This is a genomic window from Mycoplasmoides fastidiosum, from assembly GCF_024498275.1.
Lineage (GTDB): Bacteria > Bacillota_I > Bacilli_A > Mycoplasmatales > Mycoplasmoidaceae > Mycoplasma_N > Mycoplasma_N fastidiosum.
In genome coordinates this window covers 484,697-506,939 of the sequence record NZ_CP101809.1, presented here as the reverse complement: position 1 = coordinate 506,939, position 22,243 = coordinate 484,697, and the positions used below count along the sequence as shown (strand labels likewise).

The following is a 22,243-nucleotide window of genomic DNA, read 5'->3' as shown; positions in this document are numbered from 1 at the left end:
TTAATTAGTTTGTTCTTCATTACTTACTTGGGCTTTTACCACAGATCATTGCATTCCTAAAGAATTGCGTAATGCTTGATCATAGACAACTACTTTTTGGAAGTTGTTACGGTTTAAGAAGTCAAATTTCGCTTTAGCTTGCACATCTGTTAATTTCGCGGTATTTAACAAGGTTTGCATAAACACATCACTTGAAATTTGGGACATGAAGCGACCGAAATTTTCGGTTGATAAAACGTCTTGAAAATTAATTTGTTGCATATAAGCCACATATGTAGTGAAATTAGATGCGGTGTTAGAAATCGCATACGGCGCTAAAGAATTAGGTGTGCCATTTTTGATGGAACCACCAAATGCTAAAAATGCATCATCAGTAATTCGACCAGTTCCATCGCCGTTTCAAGCACATGAATCAGTTGCTAATTGATCATTATCACAATGATTCCGTTCGGTCGGTCGAGTTCTATAGATTCGCTGCACAGATTCTTCAAAGATTTGTTCACTATCATCCCGATAAGTATAACTGTAACCATAAACAATATTTAATAAAGCAGTGACTTTTTCGGTTAAAGTTAATCTGATTGGTTTAGATCCAGGTAGTGGACTTAATACTGTTGGTCGGTTAACATTATCAAATGAAATATTTGGATAAGCTTTAGATAAAGAGCCAACAATACTATTTAATTCAGCAAAAGTTTTAATGTGTGTAATGCTGTTTACTAAGTTTTCAAAATTACCCCAGTTATATAACTGACCTTGACTAGTTGTTGTGTTCCGAGCTAGTTCAAAATCTTGGAACAGTAACGGACCAACAACTGTATTGGTTTTAGCTACCGCATCACTTGTTTTTAATAATCCTTTGAAACCAACCGCATCAAAATTACCAATTTTCGCAAAACTTCAGTTGTTTTGATCTAAATTGAAATTAGTTACTTGACTAAAACTTTTATCTTTATTAATGTATGGAGTGTTAATAATATTGCTTGGATTTTCAGAGAACTTGTAATCATTAGAATTAGTTGCTGAAAACGCTTGATTTCCAAAAGTTCAGTTTAAGGTTGCTGAACGTCGGTTTTCGTTTTGTCAAACAAAACCAGCAATTCCGTTAAACCCAATATAATCAGCTAAATACTCCCGGAAGTTAGCAAAATTATCCCGAATTAACCAGTTTAAAGTTAGGAAAAATTGGTATTCATTTAATAAGTCCACACCTAATAAATCATAACCACTAGTGCTGTTTAAATAATATTTTTGGTATCACAAATTAGCTAATAATTTATTGTAACCACTGCGGTTTTCACTAATTTTATAACCACCAAAAACTTGTTTTACTGGAGCTTTAGTAAAATCTTCACCAACTTTTGATAAATAAAAATTATTCTCAAAAGAGGTTTTAAAGGTTTCACTAAAATTTCATAAACCTGGATTAGTAGTTGCAACTTTAATGCTGTTAGTTTGAAAATCAAAATAATGATCAATCCCGTTTTGGGCATAAAGTTTTTGCTGGATAATGTTACCAATTCCATTTTGTTGATCCGCTGAATTTTTAGTTAATTCCATTAATTCATGATCAATATCAGTCAATAATAACCGACCATGTTCCACACTAGGATCAGCAGCAAAATGCAAGAAACGTGATAAACGGCGCGCTTCTTCAGAAGCATATTCAAAATTTAAATTAAAAGTATTAACTCGAAAATATTCCGCTAATTTAGCTAAATATGCTTGGTAAGTTGACTGAATTTTACCCGGTGTTAAAAAGTCTTTGTAAGCATCATCAGGATTTTTTTTTTGTTTTGTATTGAAATAAACTTTTTCTAAATCGGTATAGCCACCATCATTAGCATTTGTAGCACTAAATTTGGTGTAATCAGTTGGATCTTTAGTATAATCTGCTGCAATTTTAAACGGCAGATTAGCAGCTAGACCATTGCGTAAATTAGAAAAATAATTAGAAGAACTCTTAGTAAATGGTTCTGATGTAACTAATCCGCTATAACTTGCGGTTAATTTTTGACGTAAGCTAAATAATTTATTTGCAAAAAATGAAGCATTTAAAAAATCAGATGCGGTTTCTAATAGTTCTGCTAATTTGGTTTTAGAACTACGAACATGTTCATTATGTCAAAAGGGATTATAAGTACCATTAAAAAATAAATTAGCTGTTGCATTTAATTGACCATTGAAAACATTGGTGTTATTCACAGATGCAGTCGCAGTTAAAATATTGAGATTACCAGTGCGTAAAATTTGATTAATTTGTTGGGTGTTGGCAATAGCAAAATTTTGACGCAAATAACGCAGCATAATTGCATCAAAATTAGTTTCTAAATAAGATTTTAAAGTAGCAAATAAATCAAAACTAGCACCAGTGGTTGTGCTGATATTATTTTTGAAGCGCATGCTTCTTCATAAAATTAATTTTTTCAGATAAGCTGTATCAGTATCGTATTTGCCAATGCCATCAATTGCAACTGCATGAACTCCAGTATCATCTTTATACAAAATTCATTTGTTATTAATGTTGGAACTAGTTGTAGAATCGGTTATCTGAATTAAATCATAAACTTTAGTTGGAAAATTGTTAGTGGTACTGCTATTTGTCAAAGCCGTATTAGCTTTAAAAATGGTGGAACCATCAATACTAATACCAGTCATAGACGAAGCAGTTCCGTTATATCCTAAAAAGTTCTTTAGAATATTATCTCCAGTCAATGAATTACTTGCAACACCATTAACTACACTTTGTTTAATTTTAGAATTGGAATTATAAAGTTGTAAAATTGCTGCATTTCGTTGGGAACTGTTAGATGCTGCGCCTAAATCAGTTAAACTTTGCATTTGATAAGTATTATCGGTTACATCACTTAAATTAGTCACCGGAGAAACAATGGCATTAGAATTAATTAAAGTATTAATGTTAGTAACAAAGTTTTTAAATTTAGCACCAGTGTTAGTGGCTGATTGGGATACATCATCAAAAGCCGGATAATTGTAATTTGGTGCAGAAGGCAAACTAATTCCTTGCAGCAATAATTTTTCCTTATCATAAATTGATTCTAAAATTGGCAACCCATTAGAAGCTTTCAAATCAGCTCCTGCATAATTCCAAGATACAGTAACAACTGGTACAGGTTGAGTGTATTTGTACCAGTCTTCAAATAAGAAATCTTGAAATTCCGCAATAATTTGGGCTAATGGATCAACTAAACTATTATTTTTGAACTTTAAATTAACTCAATTGGTTGGATTGTCCAAAGTATCACGATCAATAAAATTATTCCCACTGTAGTTTAAGTAATTATCATCTAATAAACTAGCAATGAAATTAGTGCGCAATTTTGCTAGAGATTTAAATTTGCGGTAACGAATTAAATCCCCCCCATTACTATCTAAACTAGCTTGTTTGTAATCAATTTGGGCTGAAGTGTCATTAGGATGGGTTTCTAAAGCCTTTTTTTCTAGATCAGCATATTCGTTATTAACTTCGGTGTTAATCGAACTTAATTGTCCTAAAAATTTGTTAGCAACAAATGAAGCATCAGGAGTAGCGTTTTCACTTAAATAAAGTAGAGAGTTGTAGAAATTGTAAATTAATAAATCATTAAAACTCTTAACAAAATTTTTAGCACCAGTGACCGTTTTCATGAAGTCGTGAGTTGCTTGTGTTAATGTATAATCCTGACCATTAATTCTTGCAATCACACTATCATTAACTTTTTCAACTTTAGGTGTTTCAGCAACAGCAGCTTGTTGTTGAAAAATTGGAGCACAAGCGGAAACTAAAACACTAAAGCCTAAGAAAAATAGACTTCCTTTAACTTTAATGCGATTATTAGTTTTTTTGGACTTAAAAAATTTGGACATTAATTACCTCGCTGATCAGCAAAATTTTAGGAATACAAAAATTAGTTTTTGTTAGAAATATAAGTAGTGGATAATGCTTTTTGGAAGCGAGTATCATAAACAACCATTTTTTCAATTGTTGATTCAAAATCAGTTTTAGCTAAATCTTGGAAGAATTTCTCACTAGCTAATTGCACCAATCAGTTAGCAAAAACGTTATCACCTAAGTAGTTTTGAATTAGTTTAATAAAACTTTCAGAAGTATCAAAATCTGCAGAGCTAACTTGCACAGCATAAACTAACTGAGACAATTTATTGTTGTCTTTAATACTAAAAGCAAATTGATTATTAGAAGTTGTTGTGTTTGTAGCAGATTTGAACAAATCATTGAACCGTACAAATAAATCTGCAGAAATATTATTGGCAAACTCTGTTCCTGAAGTTTGCAAAGTATAAACATTATCTAAAGAACGGTAGCCATTTTCTGGATCTGTTCCATAAATGCGTTTAAAATCTGCTAATGCCACTGCTTGGTTAACTGAAGGCATTTTATAGTTATTAACTAAAGCTAATAAAGCATTTTTCTTTTCTTGAAAACTTAATGGACGAGTAACTACTTTATTATCTGATAATTTGATTTGCAATGTTTGAGTGTTAATAGCATTAATTGTTAAACTATTAACTAATTCTTGTAAACGTTCTGCCATCTGTTCCACTGCAGCAACTGAGTCCAAATTATTAATAAATCGGGTTAATCCTTCTAAATTACCATAACTAAACAATAAACCATTTCTGCCCGCATTAGTGTAACTACGAATGTCTTTTAAAGCACTGATAACCGAATCAGACTGGGTTGGATTTGTTCAAGAACGGTTAGCCCCATCAATTACTAAACCACTAAATCCTTTAAAGATATTGGTGTGGTTTTGCATAGAACTGGCAGATGCAGCAGGCATCGGAGATGATTGCATATTATCTGCTCCACTATTTGCAACAGTCGATGTTGTCGGTCTGTTTAAAATGGTGGTGTAATTAAATGAATTAGTGTAATCAGTATTGTAAGAATTAAACTTTTCAGTTGGACTAACAAATGGATTTAATAATTTGTTTTGATAATTTAAATTAGTGTTTTCAAATTTATTTAATACAAGATCTTGGGTGGTTAATCCAGTAATTTTTTCATTGGGTACATCAACTAATCAAGCAAATGCAGCATTTGTTGTCGAAGAAAAACTACTCCGTAAATATAAACGTAAATTTTCAAACCGATTACGAGTTAAATATTTTAAAGCTTGTAAGAAAGCAAAATAATCATTATTATCGGTGGAATAAGGATTGTAAGCTAAACTAGTTTCATAATAAAAATTGCGTTCAAATAACTGTTTTTGTTTGTCGTTAAAGTTTTTAGCAAAAGCTGCAACATCAACATTAGTACTTTCATTAATATGTTGAAAACCCCCATAAATTAATGGGTTTTTGCTATCTAAATATTTCTTAGAATAATACGCATTAGCAACCGCATCATTCAATGGCAGATATTCACTACTATTAGCACCTGTTTGAGTTGGATTAGCTTGTGCTTTTTTAGTGTCATCTACTTTTAAAGTTTTGAAATTATCACCTAATAACTTATCATCTTTTAACATGTATGAATTTAAGTCAATAATTTTAGATAAATAATTTTCTAAAAGTAAGTTGGTAGAAACAATCGCTGAAATATTACTTGGATTATTTAAGTATGTATTTAAAGCATAATTAAACACATCAACATTACTTAAAATAATTTGTGAGCCAGCTGGATTTTCTAAGTTTTGAGACGGTTGTAAATTAATATTTTCAACAACTTTTTCGACTGCGTCAGAAAAATCTTTTTCTAAAGTTTTTAAATTTTTAACAGAATTAGAATAATCAAAAACTTGATAAAAATCATTGTATTTTTGATCAGTAAAAATTGGTGCTAATGTTTTGTAACGACCAGTATTAGTGGTGATCGTTGCAGCTTGACTAAAATTAGTATCTAATGCATAAGGCATAACAGAAGCCAAGCCATTGGCAATATTGGATAATAATTCAGCTTTTTGAGCTGGTTGTGCCGGAGCAGCTGCGGCCGCTGGGGCCGGTGCAACAGCAGCTGGTGCTGCAGTGGCTGAACTACCACCGCCTCCGCCACCACCTGCACCGCCACTAGTACCACTTCCACTAGATTGTGATTGTGTTACTTGAGCTTGAATTTGTGAATGAGTAGAAGTGGTTGCTGTTGTAGCAGTAACGTGTGGTTCTAAATTAAAACCAAGGTATTCTGATTGCAAACGTTCACCCATCAAATTTAAACTGTTAGCAAATGAGTTTGCCCAGTTTAAATTAGCTAAAGCTTCTAAAGCTTTTTTAAATTCACTTAAAACAGTTTGATCAGTCACCAAATCAATTGATCCATCGACTTTAGCTGAACCTAGCACTTTACCGCTAGGATCTTCTACTCCAGCGAAAATGGAGTTTGCATTAGAAAGATTTTTGTAATAGTAATCAAAAATTAAAGCATCAAAGTTATCAGAAATAAATTTGTTTGCATCAGTTAAAGCATTAACAGAACTGGTGTCTTTTAAATTCAATACTCCTTCATAAAGTTTTTGTAAGGCCCGAAAATTATAAAATTCATAACTACGTTTTAATGCATCAGCAACTGTAGAAGAAGTATTTGTGTTATTTTTATTCTTAATGTAGTTATAGCCATCAATTGCAATCGCGTGTACTCCTGCGGTGTTGCGTAAAAACATTCACGGCGAATCCTTCACATCACGTTGATCCATTACAAAGTCATAATCTTTGTAAGCAGAATTAGGATTAAAAATTGATTTGTCAAAATGAATCCCAACTAATGATTTAGATTGAACATCTGTATTTTTTTCTAAAAATAAATTAATTAAATCTTTAGACATTAAATCTGAAGTTTCAATTTCATTCACATTTTTAGTTGCTTCACTATTAGTTGAACTAGAATCAGTTACTTGTAAAAATTTATGAACTACTCCAGCTGCAAATTGGGGGAATAAAGTACTGAAAATATTACTTAATGTAGTTGGAATACTAGTTCCACTATCATCGGTGTAATTTTTGGGTACATTAAAAATTCCTTTGCTTGCATCAGTTGGAGTTAAAGCAGTTAAATTTTTAACAAATTGTTGAAATTTAATTGGGGCATTGTTCGTGCTTAAAGTGGGATCGTCATTAGTTGTTGATCCATAATAGGGGAATTTATAATCTGCTTTTTCGGGAAAAGCATTTTCTAATTTATCACTGTTATAAACTGATAACAAATTATTTTTAGTTGCTTTGTCATCATATTTTCACAATGACATTGCTACATTAATTGGTTTGTTAATTTCTTGTCAACGACGGTATAAAAAATTATGCAAATCAGCCAATCCAAAAGCAATGTTTTTGTTATCTGCTGTTTTTTCAGCATCAGATAATTGCGGATAAAAACCAATTTTAGATCAGTTGTCAGAATTGTCTAACAGTTCATTAGTAATTTTGAAATCATAGTCTAAATAAGCTTTATCGTTATAAACTAGTTTACCATTACTATCAAATTCAGCATTCGGGTTAATGTTGAAATTAGAACTACTTAAATTTACAAACCGAGTTTTAAATTGTTGGTAGTAGTTATCTAACAACTTATTATTAATATAAGTTTGGGAATTTCCCCCAGATTGGTCTAGAGTACTGTTTTGGGATAAAGTACTTGCTGTACCAATATTACCCCCTTGACTAATTAAGATTCCAGATAATTCTTCAGTTGTATCTTTTTTATATTTAGCAAACGCGTTAGGAATATCTGAAGTTCCACCAATCATTTTTTCAGAATCCAATTTGGCTTGGTTTTCAAATCAGTTCAAAATTAATTGGCGAACAAATTGACGTAACAAATTTTTGCCAGCATCAGTTTTAGTTAAAATGCTGGAAGTAAAGTTTTTTAAAGAATAAGCATCATTACTAGCAAATTTGGTACGGTCACCTAAATTCAAAAGCGCATTAGTGTTAGTTGTAGAAGCAACATTAATGCCCCCACAAGCAGCTAGAACAGTTCCACTAATTAAACTAAGACTTAAAAAACTTAAAAGTTTTTTAGCAGTTTTTTTGTAGTTATTGATTTTCATGTATTCGAAAGAATCTGAATTAATTTTGTTATTTTCATTTAATAATGAAAAACAAAAAATTATTTGTTAATTATTCAGAACCCTAAATCAGAATCCTGAATATCAAAAAAGGACATTTTTTTCCGAGAAAAAAGTGCCTATAGTAACTGTTATTATACAATAAATTGACCTAATTTTCGGTTGCAATCCACCCGAAAAACCCGTAAAAAACCAGTGAAATCAAATTATTGATTTACTGGTTAAAATCATATTATTTGCAGAAAAACCACACCTTTTTGATATTTTTTAATTCAAAATATCAAAAATGATTTTTTTAATTTTTTCTTGCTCTTCTTTGCGGGAATCTTGATGCGGATTCAATAAATTATGATCAGGCAAATTGGGTTTTAAAGTACGAAAATAGATGGCAATAAATTTCACTGGTTCATCAGAACGATATTCTTTTTCAAATAATTTAAATAAATAAAAAACAATTTTGTCAAATGAATCCAGTTTAGTGGTTAAATTTTTTAAAGTAAATCCCTGTTTAGTTTCATCAGCAAATCGAAAGTCCATTTTAATGTTATGCGGAATTAAATTATTGGTTGTTTCTAATTTTTCATAACAACTGGATAATAACTTTAAAATATATTCTTTTAAAATTTCATAATTAGTTGTCGCCTCATCTAAAGTGCGACTAGCTGAAATCGATTTATAACCATAATGACGTGCATCAACAAAATCATCCCCATAACCCCAAGCATTAGCCATGAAGGTTTCATACTGATTTAAAAAAATTTTTTGTAAATTATCAGGTTGTGGATATTGGGCAAAATCACCAATAGTTTTAATCCCTAATTTATGTAATAGTGGTGTAGTTTTGATTCCAATAAAATAAAAATCTTTAATTGGTTTAGGTCAAAAAATTTTTTGAAAATTATCGGTTCCAAAACAACTCACAATTCCCATGGGTTTATGTAAATTCGAAGCCATTTTAGCCACAAATTTATTATCACTAACCCCGATATTAATTTTTAGTTTTAAATGGTTGAAAATTTCAATTTGAATTTCTTTTGCTAAAGCTAAAGCTTGATTAATCGTTTTAACCCGATTAGTGACATCTAAATAGCATTCATCAATTGACATAATTTGTATTTTTTTGCCGTAATGAGTTTTGAGAAAATGAAAAAATTGATTGGAATATTTTTCGTACTGATCAAAATGGCCTAAAACAAAAACTAAATTTGGACAAAGCCGTTTTGCTTCAATTTTATTCATGGCCGATTTAACTCCGTAATTTCGGGCTAAATAATTCGGACAAGAAATAATGCCAAATTGATTGGCTCGAGCACAAACCGCAATTGGTTGGGTACTGTAACTAGGTTCTAAAATTTCTTCAACTGTGGCAAAAAAGGCATTAATGTCAATATGAAAAATGAATTTATTCATAAAAAAATCAATGACTGTAAATTGGTTTTAATTGCTGACGATAATAATAAACACTGCTGTTAATCACAATAAACACAACTCAACAAATAAGCGCTAAAACAAGTGGAGCTACTGTTCATGCATAATGATGAAAGTATGTTGAGCCAAATAAAATTCAATTAAAAATTAAACTGGATAAACCAGTAATTCACCGGTAATTATTTTGAAAATTTTTGAAAAAATTAATATGATTTTTCAATCATCATTTTAACACAGTAGCAATCCCAAAACCAACAAAAAAAGCAAATAATGCTCCCCAAGTTCAAGCATTATTTAAATGATAAGTAATTAAAAAAATCACTGGTTGATAAGTTTGAGTGATAAATAATCAAACAAGTCCACTAATGCCAATTCATCATGACAATCCAGCAGTTAAAATTCCGACTAAAAATAAAGTCGTATTAAATCCCACTGCGCCATAAGCTAAATTTAGATCTTGAAAAAAAACATTGAAATCATTAATTTCAGGCACCGGTGCAGTATGTACAAAACTTAATTGACTAGTATTATGATAAAAACTAATACCATCAATTGTGCTAATTTTATTTTGGTTCAAAACAAAAAATAAAATTAAACAAATGCCACTAATGATAAAAGTAGCCAATAAATAAATTAATCCCAAAACTTTTTGTTTGTACTGATCAGCTCCACCCAAAACTATTTTAGGTGGAGCAGGTTGGTTTTTTTTAGTTTGATAAAACTGTCATCCAAAATAACTCACTAATCAAGTTGCAATTAATAAATTGCATAAAACCAAAAACCCATCCCAATCAAGAAGAATAAGAACCAAACTGATAATAAAAGAACCCACCATTGCTGTACTTAAAAGTTGGTAGTTCATGATTGTTTGTTTATGTTCTGATCATCAAATTTTGCACCGTATCTTCCAATCAAAAGTGATTGTTGGGGCTGAATCAGGTTTTGGTTGGGATGCAATTTTTTGGGCTCCAAAAAAAGCTTGAAAAAAAATTAATAAATAAATGGGAAAACTTAAAGTTAATAAAAAAAAGCAATAATTAATTCCAGCTAATCCAGTGAAAATTTTTGCTTTATTTTTCTTCATACTTTTTCTTTTTCTTTTCAAACGGAAAACTAAATCACTGGTGTCACATTAAATACCCGCTGCTAGCGTTGGCTTCATTAATTGAAGTATTTTTATAACCAAGTTCGTACAAATACTGGTTTAAACGGGCTAATAATTTGAAATAGTCCCGCTTTTTTTCAAAAACTGTGGCGGCTGATTTTTTATGACCTCCCCCACCAAATTCCCGGGCAATAGCATTGATTTGCACATCCCGAGAACGAATTGAAGCTTTTCATTTTTTGAATTCAAAATCATACATTAAACTAGTTCAAATTTCCACATTATGAATGTTAGCCAAAATTGGAACAATCGTGGGAATATCTTCAACCATATATTTTTGACTATCTTTTTTAGAAATGATGGCGTAAGCTAAACCATTTTTGGTAATCTTGATTTGTTCAATTACATGCCCACTAAATTTTTTCTGGGTTAAGTTTTGCATGAAAATTGCATCATGAACTAAATTTCGGTTAATCCCCCGTAAAACTAATCGACCCATCACTTCAAAAGTTGACGGTAAAACCGCTGGGCTTAACATGTTGTTAGTATCAGTAATAATACCTGCATACAAATATTGGGCAACAACTGAACGAAAAATATAATTCTCTTTTTCTTCTAATCATTCAAATAATTCCGCCAAAATTTGGGCTGTGGCTGGATAGGTTGGGTCAATAAATTCCAACTGGGTAAACCGTTCAGAACGAGGGTGGTGATCAATTGCAATTAATTCTTTACATGCGGTATGTAATGAAGTTAACACTCGGCTTTCATTAGCCGTATCCAAAATAATCCCTAAAGCATTACTCAGTTCTTTGGAAGTAGCCAGTTTGTCTAACGGGGGGAATAAAATTTCATCTTGACTTTTTAATGCATCATCAGGAACCATTAAATAAATGCGTTTATCTTCTTTACCAAAATTATCAACTAATCATTGATACATCGCATAAGCTGTACCTAAAGCATCAAAATCAGGTTGGCGGTGACAAAAAATCGCGATTTGATCCGCGTGTTTAATTTTTTCTAAAAAGTTTTTAATGAAATTTTTTTCTAGCATAGACAGTTATTTTAAATGCGGATACCCATAACTAAATCACTCTAAATCAGCTGAACTCATTTCCGGACTAATTCCGGTTACAATGTGGGCTTCATACCAAGCTTGTGCATAATCAATCGCGGCTTGAAAACTTTGCCGATCCATTTCAAATTCTTCTAATAAGACAATGTTTTTATTAAGATCAAAATTTTCAGGATTTAAATAGTCGGCAGTTTCTAAAAAAGCAACACAAAACAAGCCTTTTGTTTGGTTGCGTAAATAAAGGTATAACCCCAATTGAAACATGTAACTATTACGAATTTTAATGTGTTTTTGATCAATCCACTTACTAAATCGTGTGCCCTCTGATTTAATCAAAGGCAACCCGTTTTCATCACGTTCTAAAACTAATTCGTTATCGCGCTTAGTTCAGAAATATTCATCAATAGAAGTTGTTTTGATTTCTAACATCGGAATGTTAGATTCGTAATTAACTTGATTGGTTTGGGGGTCTAATGGTTCACCATCAGGCATGCCCCCAAAGTATTTATTGGTTTTAAACACATCAAAGCCCACATCTGGACCATGATAAGACTGAAATTTACAATTCAGTTTAGATTCAACAAATTCCCGCAATTTAGGTTCAATTACAATTCCTGCATTTAAAAAGAAGGGATCAGGAGTAGTTTTGAAAAACCCCATCATGTCACACCAAACTTGAAAGGGTGAACTGTATTCATCAACCCCCAAAATTGCTCCCAGTCGTGATCCAGTAATTTTTTTAGGACGATAAACTTTTTGGCGTCCAGCTGGGGTTAGATGAATTTGCTTATTTTGAAAGACGAATTCATTTGGTTTAAATTTGTTGAATTCCATGGTTAGTGTTTGGGCTCAATAATTAAATTAAAAATTTTGTTGACAACATAAACTTGTTTTTTAACCACTTGATCCTGAATTCGGTGGGCTACTTTAGGATCGGCTAGAACTAATGGCGTTACTGTTGCTTCAGCAGCATCGCGTTGAACTTTTACAAGGTTGACAAATTTTCCATTAACTGTAACTGCTAAATCAACTTGCTCATCAACTAGTACATCAGGATTAAAGCGGGGTCAAGTTGCAAAATAAACTGAATCGGGTTGGTGTAAGAAATTTTGTCATAATTCTTCACCCAAAAATGGAGCATAAAAACTTAAAATTTGGACAAAAGTTTTCAAAGCTTGTAGTGAATAAGTTTTATGATCATTCAAGTAATTAATGAAAACCATCATCTCACTCACCCCGATATTAAAACTAAAGCGGTCGACACAACTCTCAAAGTTCTTAATCAACTGGGCTTCTAGTTTTTGCATGGTTAAATCATCGTCATTAACGCGTTGAAATTGATCTAGTTGTAAAAACGTTCCATAAACGCGGTCAATTCATTTCCGAATTGCATTTAAACCCGATTCACTTCATGGCATTGAATGAGCCACTGGGCCCATGAAACATTCGTATAACCGCAACGCATCAGCTCCGTGAGATTCAGCAATTTCATCTGTAGAAACAATGTTGCCTTTTGATTTGGACATTTTAGAACCATCGGGACCTAAAATCATGCCTTGGTTAAATAATTTTTGAAATGGTTCTTTAGTTGGAAAAATTCCGATGTCATATAAGAACCGGTGTCAGAAACGGGCGTATAACAAGTGTAAAACCGCATGTTCTTGACCACCAATATAAACATCAACTGGTAACCAGCGTTTCAATAATTGATAAGTTTCAGGTGTGTCAATGGCTGCATAAGTTCCGGTTGTCCGGTTTTTTAATAAGTAGCCCACATAATACCAACAAGAACCAGCTCAGTTAGGCATGGTATTGGTTTCCCGAGTAAATTTTTGTCCATCTTTTTCCAAACTTAACCAAGCAGTTGCGTGTACTAAAGGTGAACGTCCATCTTTAGATGGCTGTACTTTATCTAAATCAGGAAGGATAAGTGGTAAATTATAATCAACATGGGGTTGATCATGTTGATCAAAAACAATCGGAATTGGTTCACCCCAGTAACGTTGGCGACTAAAAATTCAGTCGCGCAATTTATAGGTCACAACCTTTTGGAAGTGCTTGTTTAAATCTTGGGCTAGCAAATTGGTTTCGGTCGTTGGATCAACCAGATCTGCTTCTGGAGCAGCAAACATTGGTACAATTTCGGGATTTTTTTCATCCAGATTTTTTGTTAACACCACAGGAACTTGAATGTTGTAGGCGGCATTGATTACTTGAACATCCAGTTTGAAATTTTGGGTTTGTTGGGGATCTTGATAAAAATTAGTAATTTGTTGGTTTAAGCTAGGATCTTGTTTTAATCGTCTGGTTAAGACACTAAATTCATTAGTTAATACTCCGGTTAACTGGTGAATGTTAGAAGCATAACTTAAGTTTAAACCAAATCCAAAATCAGCATATTGCATCAAGAATTGGTATTTTTCTTGTCGCCCAATTCAGTTCCGTTGGTGTTCTTTAATGCCTTCGGGCCAGTCTAATTCATCTAAACCTTCTAATAATTTATCCGCGTATTGAGTGATTTTTAAAACCCATTGTTTCATCGGTTTGAGCACAACTGGAAATTCCCCGCGTTCAGAAAGCTTGACCCCATTTTGAATGATGATTTCTTCGTTGGATAACACACTCCCTAAATCCGGACACCAGTTAACTGTTGTTTTTTGCACTTCAGCTAATCCGGCTTCAAATAGTTTAATAAAAATTCACTGGGTAAACCGGTAGTATTCAGGATCAGTTGTGCAAACTTCTTTTTTTAAATCAAAACAAAATCCCAGTTTTTTAATTTGGTTGCGAAAATTATTGATGTTTTGATCAGTGAAAGTACCTGGATGATTACCCGTTTTTAAAGCATATTGTTCTGCTGGTAAACCAAACGCATCCCAACCAATCGGGTGTAAAACATCAAAACCTAAAGCTTTTTTGTAACGGCTAATAATTTCAGTCGCTAAATAACCCTTTAAATGCCCGACATGAATTCCGGCTCCAGAAGGATAGGGAAACATGTCTAAAGCATAATATTTGGGTTTATCAGCAGAATCAACAAACCGGTAAGTGTCTTGTTCTTCCCAGTATTTTTGTCATTTTTTTTCGATTAAATTGTGATTGTAAATCATCATGAATCCTATTTTTTTCAGTTAGTCAAATGCAGAATTTCCAGTTGTTCTTCGCTGAAAGCAGATGGGGTATTTTGCATCGTGTCAATGCCTTGGTTATTTTTAGGAAAGGCAATAACATCACGAATAGTTGGGGTTTTTAACATGATTTGTAATAACCGTTCAATTCCTAATCCAATTCCCTGGTGAGGCGGAGCACCATATTGATAAGCTTCTAAAAATCAACCAAAAGCGTGTTCGGTGGTTGCTTGGTCTAAACCTAGAAAATTAAATAATTGGTGTTGTAAATTCGGATCAGTAATTCGTTTTGCACCTGAACCTAATTCTAAACCGTTTAAAACCAAATCATAAGCATCAGCTTTAGCTTGTTCGGGTTGGGTAGCAAAAGTGGATAAAGACCCAGCTGTTGGTGAAGTAAAAGGATTGTGTGCAGAATCCCATTTGTTTTCAGTGGGATTCCATTCAAACAATGGTCAATCAGTAACCCATAAAAACCGGAATTCATCCGGATTTTTTAAATTAAATAAATCACCTAAATAAGAACGTAAAGCTCCCATGCCACTTGTTAAATTGGGTTCATCCCCAGCCACAACAATTAAAGTCCCTGGTAAAGTTTGAGCAGTTAAATACTGCTGGGTTCATTCAACTAATTCGGGTTTAAATAAATCTCCTTTAGGAGTGGCTTCCAAATTAATTCCGATCAAAACATAATGAAGTTGGTGCTGGTTTTTCAGCATCAACTTAATTTCGTCTAATTTTTGACGACTTAAATTTTGTTCGGGAACAAAAATAGCTTTATGACTAAATTGGGTACTTTGGTTTTGGTTTCATTTGGTAGCGGGGAAATTAGGTAAGTGCGCAATTTTTAACCCAAATCGTAAATCGGGTTTATCGGTTCCATAATCAGCTAAACATTCTGCATAACTCATTTTCACAAATGGAGTAACTAGTTTAGTTTGAAAAAACTTGGCTCACAAATCACTAAACATTGTCTCAATTAATGTCATGAATTGGGGGGTGTTAGAATAAGCAACTTCCAAATCTAATTGGGTAAATTCGGGTTGACGATCCGCGCGTAAATCTTCATCCCGAAAATTAGTCGCAAACTGGAAGTACCGTTCTAATCCGCCAACCATTAACAACTGTTTGTACAATTGGGGTGATTGGGGTAAAGCAAACCCTTTAGCTGCTGTTTTTGAACGCACGGGCACCAAATAATCCCGTGCTCCTTCGGGAGTGGAACGACCCAGAATTGGGGTATTAACTTCAGTGAAATCAGCAGTCAATAAAAAATTGCGTAAATAGTTAATAATTTGGGAACGGGCTTTTAAATGAGCAGCTGCTTTAGTAGTGCGAAAAAATAAATACCGGTATTTTAAAGTGGTGTCTTCGGTCACATTCAAAATTTCATCAATGGTAAAAGGTGGAGTTTTTTGGGCTGGATTTAAAACCGTTAACTGCTTTACCACTACTTCAAATTGACCAAATTGTTGTTCAGGATTAATGTCCTTCCGAATTTTTAATGTTCCGGTTACACAAATCACTGATTCTTTAGGAACTTGGAAAATTTGGTCTAACAGTTCTTGCTGAAACACCAGTTGCATTGAGCCGGTGGTATCAGTTAAAACCACAAAACATAATTTTCCTAGTTTACGCTTTTGTCGTAAAAACCCCGCCAGAACAACGGGTTGTTCTAGATAAGTTTCATTAGCAATTGTAGCGATTCATGTCCGCTGTTCTAAAAGGGAGTTCATAAATTATTCTTTCTTATACAAGATGTTATTGCTTCATCGCTCAAGATCAACTTGACTCATCACGGCTAAAACTTCATTAGGTTCGGTTAATTTAACTGTTGTTTTTACCCGTGTCTGTAAATCTTGGATTGTTACAATACCTCGTTCTTGTTCTTGTTCGCCATAAATCATCATGATTGGTTTGTTGTAACTATCATAGATTTTCAGGTGTTTGGTCCATTTTTTAATCGAATAGTTAACAACTAAACGCACGCGGGCTTGGCGGAGTTTTCACATTAATTTAATAAAATCACCATCAACCTCATCAACCATACAAGCGACATAAATATCAACTGGTTTATAAGCTGGAAATTTAAAGCGGTTTGCTTTTAAAACCACTAACATTCGTTCCACACCAATGGCAAAACCCAAACAAGTCGCATCATTGGGATCACCAAATTCCTTCAGAATTTGTTTATATTCACCCCCACCAATTAAGGTGTCTTGTCCTTCTAAACCCCTTCCAGTGTAAATAAATTCAAACACAAACCCAGAATAATAATCAAACCCACGGACTAATTTATGATCAATTTCGAATTTAATTCCTAATTTTCTTAAAGCTCGGGTAATTCGGTCAAAAGCTGCTTGATCAGACTCAGATAAAAAATCTAATGCGGTTGGAGCGTTTTGCACACATTCTAAGTGTTGGTCGTTTTTATCATCTAAAATTCGTAGGGGATTAGTATTCACCCGGGCTTGGTTGATGGGAGATAATTCGTGTAAGTGTTCGCTAAAATGAGCTTTTAATGCTTCGTTTCATTTTAGTTTAGTTTCATCATTACCCAAATAATTAATGTGGAGCTTCACTTTTCCTGATAAGTTTCACTCATCAACAATCTGTTGGCAAAATTCGATTACTTCTAAAAAATTAAAAAAATCAGCGCCAACGACTTCAGCGCCAAATTGGTAAAATTGGCGTAATCGTCCCGCTTGGGGTCGTTCGTACCGAAACATGGGACCATGGTAATAAAACTTTAGTGGTCAAGGCAATTTGAATAATAATTTTTCATTACTTATCATCCGCATAATTGGCGCGGTTCCTTCGGGACGTAAGACGTAGTTGCGGTTTTCTTTGCGGGGTTTTAGTTCAAAAAATTCTTTTTGGACTAAATCACTAGTTGCTCCTAAAGAACGGTTAAACACGTTTGAAGATTCATAAATTGGCGTACTAACTTTTGCAAAGCCATAAATATTAGCTAAAGCAACTAATTTATCAATCACAAACTGGTGTTGGCTTTGTTCTTCACCATACAAATCTAAAGTACCACGGGGTTTGACGTAATTAGTATTCATAATTAATGTTTATTTCTCTTTTCTGGCAGCTTTAATTAAAGCTGTGAATAATGGGCCAACCTTTAAAGGTTTGGAATTAAACTCAGGATGAAACTGACAAGCAACAAAAAATTTGTTTTGGGGAATTTCAATGATTTCTTGCATCCCGTGAACTGACTGGCCAGCAAAGACAAACCCAGCTTGTTCAAACTCAGTAACAAAATCATTATTAAATTCATAACGGTGCCGGTGGCGTTCAGAAATAACCGGATTGTTGTAAATTTGGTAGGTTAAACTAGAACGTTTTAAATGAATCGGTTCTGATCCTAACCGTAAAGTTCCACCTAAATTAATCTCAGCATCTTTATCTTTTTGTAATTTAAAAATGGGCGTGGTTGTTTGGGGATCAAATTCAGTAGAAGTAGCATCAGCATAATGCAGTTGGTTGCGGGCAAATTCAATACACGCTAACTGCATCCCTAAACAAATTCCTAAAAAGGGTAAATCATTAATTCGACAGTATTCAATCGTATTAATTTTACCTTCTACTCCCCGATCACCAAAACCATACGGGACACAAACTGCATCACAATGACCTAATTTTTCGGGTAATAAACTTTTATCTTCAAACTGTTCGGCATTAAATAGTTCAATTTGTAATTCGGTATCTAATTCATAACTAGCCAGTTTGAAGGATTCAATAATTGATAAATACGAATCGGGTAATTCGGTGTATTTACCAACTAAACCCAGATGGCAAACATATTTTTTAGGAGCGGTGATTTTCTGGGTAAAACCCATTCATTTAGTTAAATGATCATCGGTTTGGGGTTGGTTTAAATGAAAGAATTGTAAAATCTTCTGATCGATATTTTGACGGTATAGCAATTCAGGAATTAAGTAGATGTTAGATACATCTTCACACGTAAAAATTGAATCACCTTCAATGTCACACGTAATGGAAATTTTTTCTTTTAACTGTTCATCTAAAGGTTGTTTAATGCGTAAGATTAATAAGTCAGGAATAATGCCGTGTTCACGTAATGATTTAATTGAATGTTGGGTTGGTTTGGTTTTTAGTTCTTGGGTAGTATCAATCATTACTAATGGTGCCATGTGAATGAACATCATGTTGGTGCGACCATAAGAATTTTTGAATTGGCGTAAAGCTTCAACAAAGGGTAGTGATTCAATATCACCAATAGTACCACCAACCTCAATCATTAAAAAGTCCAAATCAGCTTGAACTGTTAACAACTGGGTGATGTGGTTTTTAATTTCATCAGTTACATGGGGAACAATTTGAACCGTTTTCCCTTTGTAGTCACCATTTCGTTCTTTTTTTAAAACTAAATCATAAATCTTGCCAGCTGATAATGATGAGAGCTTAGAAATTTTATAATCCAAAAAGCGTTCGTAGTGACCTAAGTCTAAATCGGTTTCTGCTCCATCATCAGTTACAAAAACTTCACCATGTTGGTAGGGCGACATTGTGCCAGGATCTAAATTTAAATATGGATCAAGTTTGAGCGCACCAACTTTAAAGCCCTTTTCTTTCAAAATTCGGCCCAAACTGGCCGCTGCAATTCCTTTACCTAATGACGAGAAAACTCCACCAGTGATGACAATAATTTTTGTCTTGTTCATATGCTTGCAATCTAACTAAATTTAAACTATTAATTATACCAAAAATTCAATCGCTTCTGGAGCTGGTTAGAAAGAACACTGGGTTATCAGGGGGCAAAAGAACCCATTAATACCTAGTTAGTTCAATAATTTTGACTAATAATTGCTGCACTTATTTATTAAGTTAATTTGACTCAAAAAGCGAATTTTTTTAACATTAATTTACAGAATTAATCCGACCCAAAATTATTTTTCAATCTCGTTATTCCAGTGTTGCATTTTTGATTGATTAATCCGTGGTTGTTGTCTTCATTCAACAAAAAACACAAATGAAATTTCATTTGTGTTTTTTGTTAATCGTGACTACAAACCCTGTATTAAGCAGCAGCAACATTTGGTAATAAACCAAATAGCCCGATAATAATACCCCCTAATGCAGGTGCTAAAACTGGTAATCAGCCGTATTGAAAATTCGCGCCAATCGTTGGTTTTTGTTTGATGGGATAGGCGAATTTTTCCAGGAAAAAATAAACAATGCGGGGTCCTAAATCCCGAGCTGGATTAATTGCATAACCAGTAGATGAACCAATAGACATCCCGATCACAACCACTAATAAAGTTACAGGAATTGGTCCTAATGAACTTAAGGATTGGGAATTATTGCCCCGACCAAAAGCCAGAATTAAGCCAACTAAAGTTAAAGTACCAACTAATTCATAAGCAAAATTAAATACAACTGCCCGGTCTTTACCTCCATTAGTGAAAGCTGGTCCAGTACAGTGGGTGCTGCGGACAATCGCCGCATCAGTTTCCACAATGTGTTTTCAGTTAATGAAATCTAAAACCATTTGTCCAAACATTGCTCCACCAAACTGGGCCAAAATATAAACTACAGGTAAAGCTCCACCTAAACCACTAGCAAATTCAGGATTACTAATTCAAGCAAACAACGTAACTGCAGGGTTTAAATGAGCCACTCCGTTTAATGCTTGAGAAACAATCACGCCCATCATTACCGCAAAACCCCAAGCAAACGCGATTACAACCCATTTACCTGGTTGGTTAGCAAACATTCGGGAATGACTAACCGAAAAACCAACCCCGTTCCCTAACAGGATTAAGACCATTGTGCCTAAAAATTCAGACAAAATATCTAAATGCATTTTAACGAATATCCTTTGTTCAGTTTAATGTTCGCTTCACAGCTTGGTTCCACCCTTTTAATAAGGTTTGTACCACTTCAGGGCTTAGTTCTGGTTGAAATACTTTGGCAACTTTAGCAATTGTTTTTAGTTCTTCAATACTGGTTCAATAACCCACAGCTAACCCCGCCATATAAGACGCGCCCATAGCAGTAGTTTCGGTGTTTTCTGGGCGAATAACTTCTAAGTGGGAAATAGAGGATTGAAACTGCATTAGATAATTAGAATTTGAAGCTCCACCATCGACTTTTAAAACCACAATTGGTTTTTGTAAATCTTTGGTCATTGCTTCAATTAAGTCATTAGACTGGTAGGCAATGGCTTCTAAAGTAGCGCGAATGATGTGTTCTTTTTTAGTTCCGCGTTCTAATCCAAACAAAGCTCCCCGGGAATAAGAATCCCAATAAGGTGCACCTAAACCCGTAAATGAAGGAACCATATAAACGCGTTGATCATCATCAACTAATGAAGCATAATAATCAGCTTCCCGGGAATTAGCAATTAACTGAATTGAATCACGTAACCATTGAATTGCGGCTCCAGCAATGAAAACTGAACCTTCTAACGCATAAACAGTTGGCTGATCACCAATTTTTCAGGCAATGGTGGTTAATAATTTATTTTCAGAACGCACTGCTTGAGTGCCCGTGTTCACTAAAGTAAAACAACCGGTTCCATAAGTGTTTTTTACCATTCCGGTTTCCACACACAATTGTCCAAATAACGCGGATTGTTGGTCCCCTACCACTCCGGTAATTGGAACTTCGCCCACAGCTTTGGCTGATCAATGTTTTGGTTCAACAATCCCATAAGCTTGCGCATCAGAAGAAGCGTGCACTTGGGGCAGAATTGCACGAGGAATTCCTAATAAATCCAGAATTTCTTGATCCCAATCTTGGGTGTGAATGTTGAATAACATGGTTCGAGAAGCGTTGGAAACATCAGTGGCATGCACTTTTCCCCCGGTTAGTTTCCAGATTAATCAAGTGTCAACAGTTCCTGCTAACAAGCGGTTATTTTGTAAAGCATGTTGAGCTTCAGGAACGTTTTGTAAAATCCAGTGGATTTTGGTTCCACTAAAATACGGATTAATAACTAATCCGGTTTTTGCACTAATCATTTCGCTATGACCAGCAGCAATTAACTGGTCACAAAATTCACTTGTTCGGCGGTCTTGTCAAACAATACCGTTATAAACTGGTAATCCGGTTTTCTGATCCCAAAGAATAATCGTTTCACGTTGGTTTGTAATTCCTAAAGCTGCTAAATTAAAGGATTTAATTTTCGCTTGGTGCTTAGCGGTTTGCATAGTTGATAATTGGGTGTTCCAAATCTCAATCGGATCATGCTCAACCCAACCAGATTTAGGAAAATACTGGGTGAATTCTTTTTGTGCAAGCGCAATAATTTGGCCTTGATGGTCAACAACTAGTGAGCGACAAGATGTTGTACCTGAATCAAGGGTAATGACATATTTTTCCATAAACATTTCTTTCTTCTTGAATTGTTAAGCAATTTGTGATTCTGGTGGTTACTTAATGCAACTGTAACCTCCAGCACCACGCAAACCTAAACTAACTAGTTCAGATTTGTTCGATTTTATTTTAAATG

The 22,243-nt window shown here is 33.9% G+C and carries 12 protein-coding genes; all 12 read right to left on the bottom strand.

What is annotated here, in order from left to right; all coding sequences use genetic code 4:
- On the bottom strand, positions 1–3,867 hold the full coding sequence (locus NPA10_RS01525) for a DUF3713 domain-containing protein (protein ID WP_256547781.1): 3,867 nt from the start codon (positions 3,865–3,867) through the stop codon (positions 1–3).
- Between the two features lie 41 nt (positions 3,868–3,908).
- A complete protein-coding gene (locus NPA10_RS01520; protein WP_256547780.1) occupies positions 3,909–8,003 on the bottom strand; it encodes a DUF3713 domain-containing protein in 4,095 nt (1,364 codons plus the stop codon).
- Between the two features lie 285 nt (positions 8,004–8,288).
- Positions 8,289–9,431 carry a Y-family DNA polymerase gene (locus NPA10_RS01515; protein WP_256547779.1) on the bottom strand — a complete coding sequence of 381 codons (1,143 nt, stop codon included), beginning with the start codon at positions 9,429–9,431 and terminating at the stop codon, positions 8,289–8,291.
- Positions 9,424–10,533 carry a hypothetical protein gene (locus tag NPA10_RS01510; protein WP_256547778.1) on the bottom strand — a complete coding sequence of 370 codons (1,110 nt, stop codon included), beginning with the start codon at positions 10,531–10,533 and terminating at the stop codon, positions 9,424–9,426. Before NPA10_RS01510 ends, NPA10_RS01515 begins: the two co-directional genes overlap by 8 nt.
- The gene (locus NPA10_RS01505) at positions 10,520–11,608 is read right to left on the bottom strand and encodes a DHH family phosphoesterase (protein WP_256547777.1); all 1,089 of its coding nucleotides are present in this window, start codon (positions 11,606–11,608) and stop codon (positions 10,520–10,522) included. Before NPA10_RS01505 ends, NPA10_RS01510 begins: the two co-directional genes overlap by 14 nt.
- A 6-nt stretch (positions 11,609–11,614) precedes the next feature.
- Positions 11,615–12,463, bottom strand: a complete 849-nt coding sequence (locus NPA10_RS01500; protein ID WP_256547776.1) for an MPN551 family DNA-binding protein — start codon at positions 12,461–12,463, stop codon at positions 11,615–11,617.
- Positions 12,464–12,465: 2 nt separating this feature from the next.
- Positions 12,466–14,736 (bottom strand): class I tRNA ligase family protein, encoded by a 2,271-nt coding sequence (locus tag NPA10_RS04390; protein WP_465223499.1) that lies wholly within the window; start codon positions 14,734–14,736, stop codon positions 12,466–12,468.
- A gap of 11 nt (positions 14,737–14,747) precedes the next feature.
- Positions 14,748–16,493, bottom strand: a complete 1,746-nt coding sequence (gene aspS, locus NPA10_RS01485) for an aspartate--tRNA ligase (RefSeq protein WP_256547775.1) — start codon at positions 16,491–16,493, stop codon at positions 14,748–14,750.
- Between the two features lie 3 nt (positions 16,494–16,496).
- Positions 16,497–17,825, bottom strand: coding sequence for a histidine--tRNA ligase (gene hisS, locus NPA10_RS01480; RefSeq protein WP_256547774.1), 1,329 nt, complete (start codon positions 17,823–17,825; stop codon positions 16,497–16,499).
- A 9-nt stretch (positions 17,826–17,834) separates the two neighbouring features.
- Complete coding sequence (locus NPA10_RS01475) at positions 17,835–19,451, bottom strand: CTP synthase (RefSeq protein ID WP_256547773.1); 1,617 nt, start codon at positions 19,449–19,451, stop codon at positions 17,835–17,837.
- A 356-nt stretch (positions 19,452–19,807) separates the two neighbouring features.
- Positions 19,808–20,593 carry an MIP/aquaporin family protein gene (locus NPA10_RS01470; protein ID WP_256547772.1) on the bottom strand — a complete coding sequence of 262 codons (786 nt, stop codon included), beginning with the start codon at positions 20,591–20,593 and terminating at the stop codon, positions 19,808–19,810.
- Between the two features lies 1 nt (position 20,594).
- A complete protein-coding gene (gene glpK, locus NPA10_RS01465) occupies positions 20,595–22,121 on the bottom strand; it encodes a glycerol kinase GlpK (RefSeq protein ID WP_256547771.1) in 1,527 nt (508 codons plus the stop codon).
- Positions 22,122–22,243 lie beyond the last annotated feature (122 nt).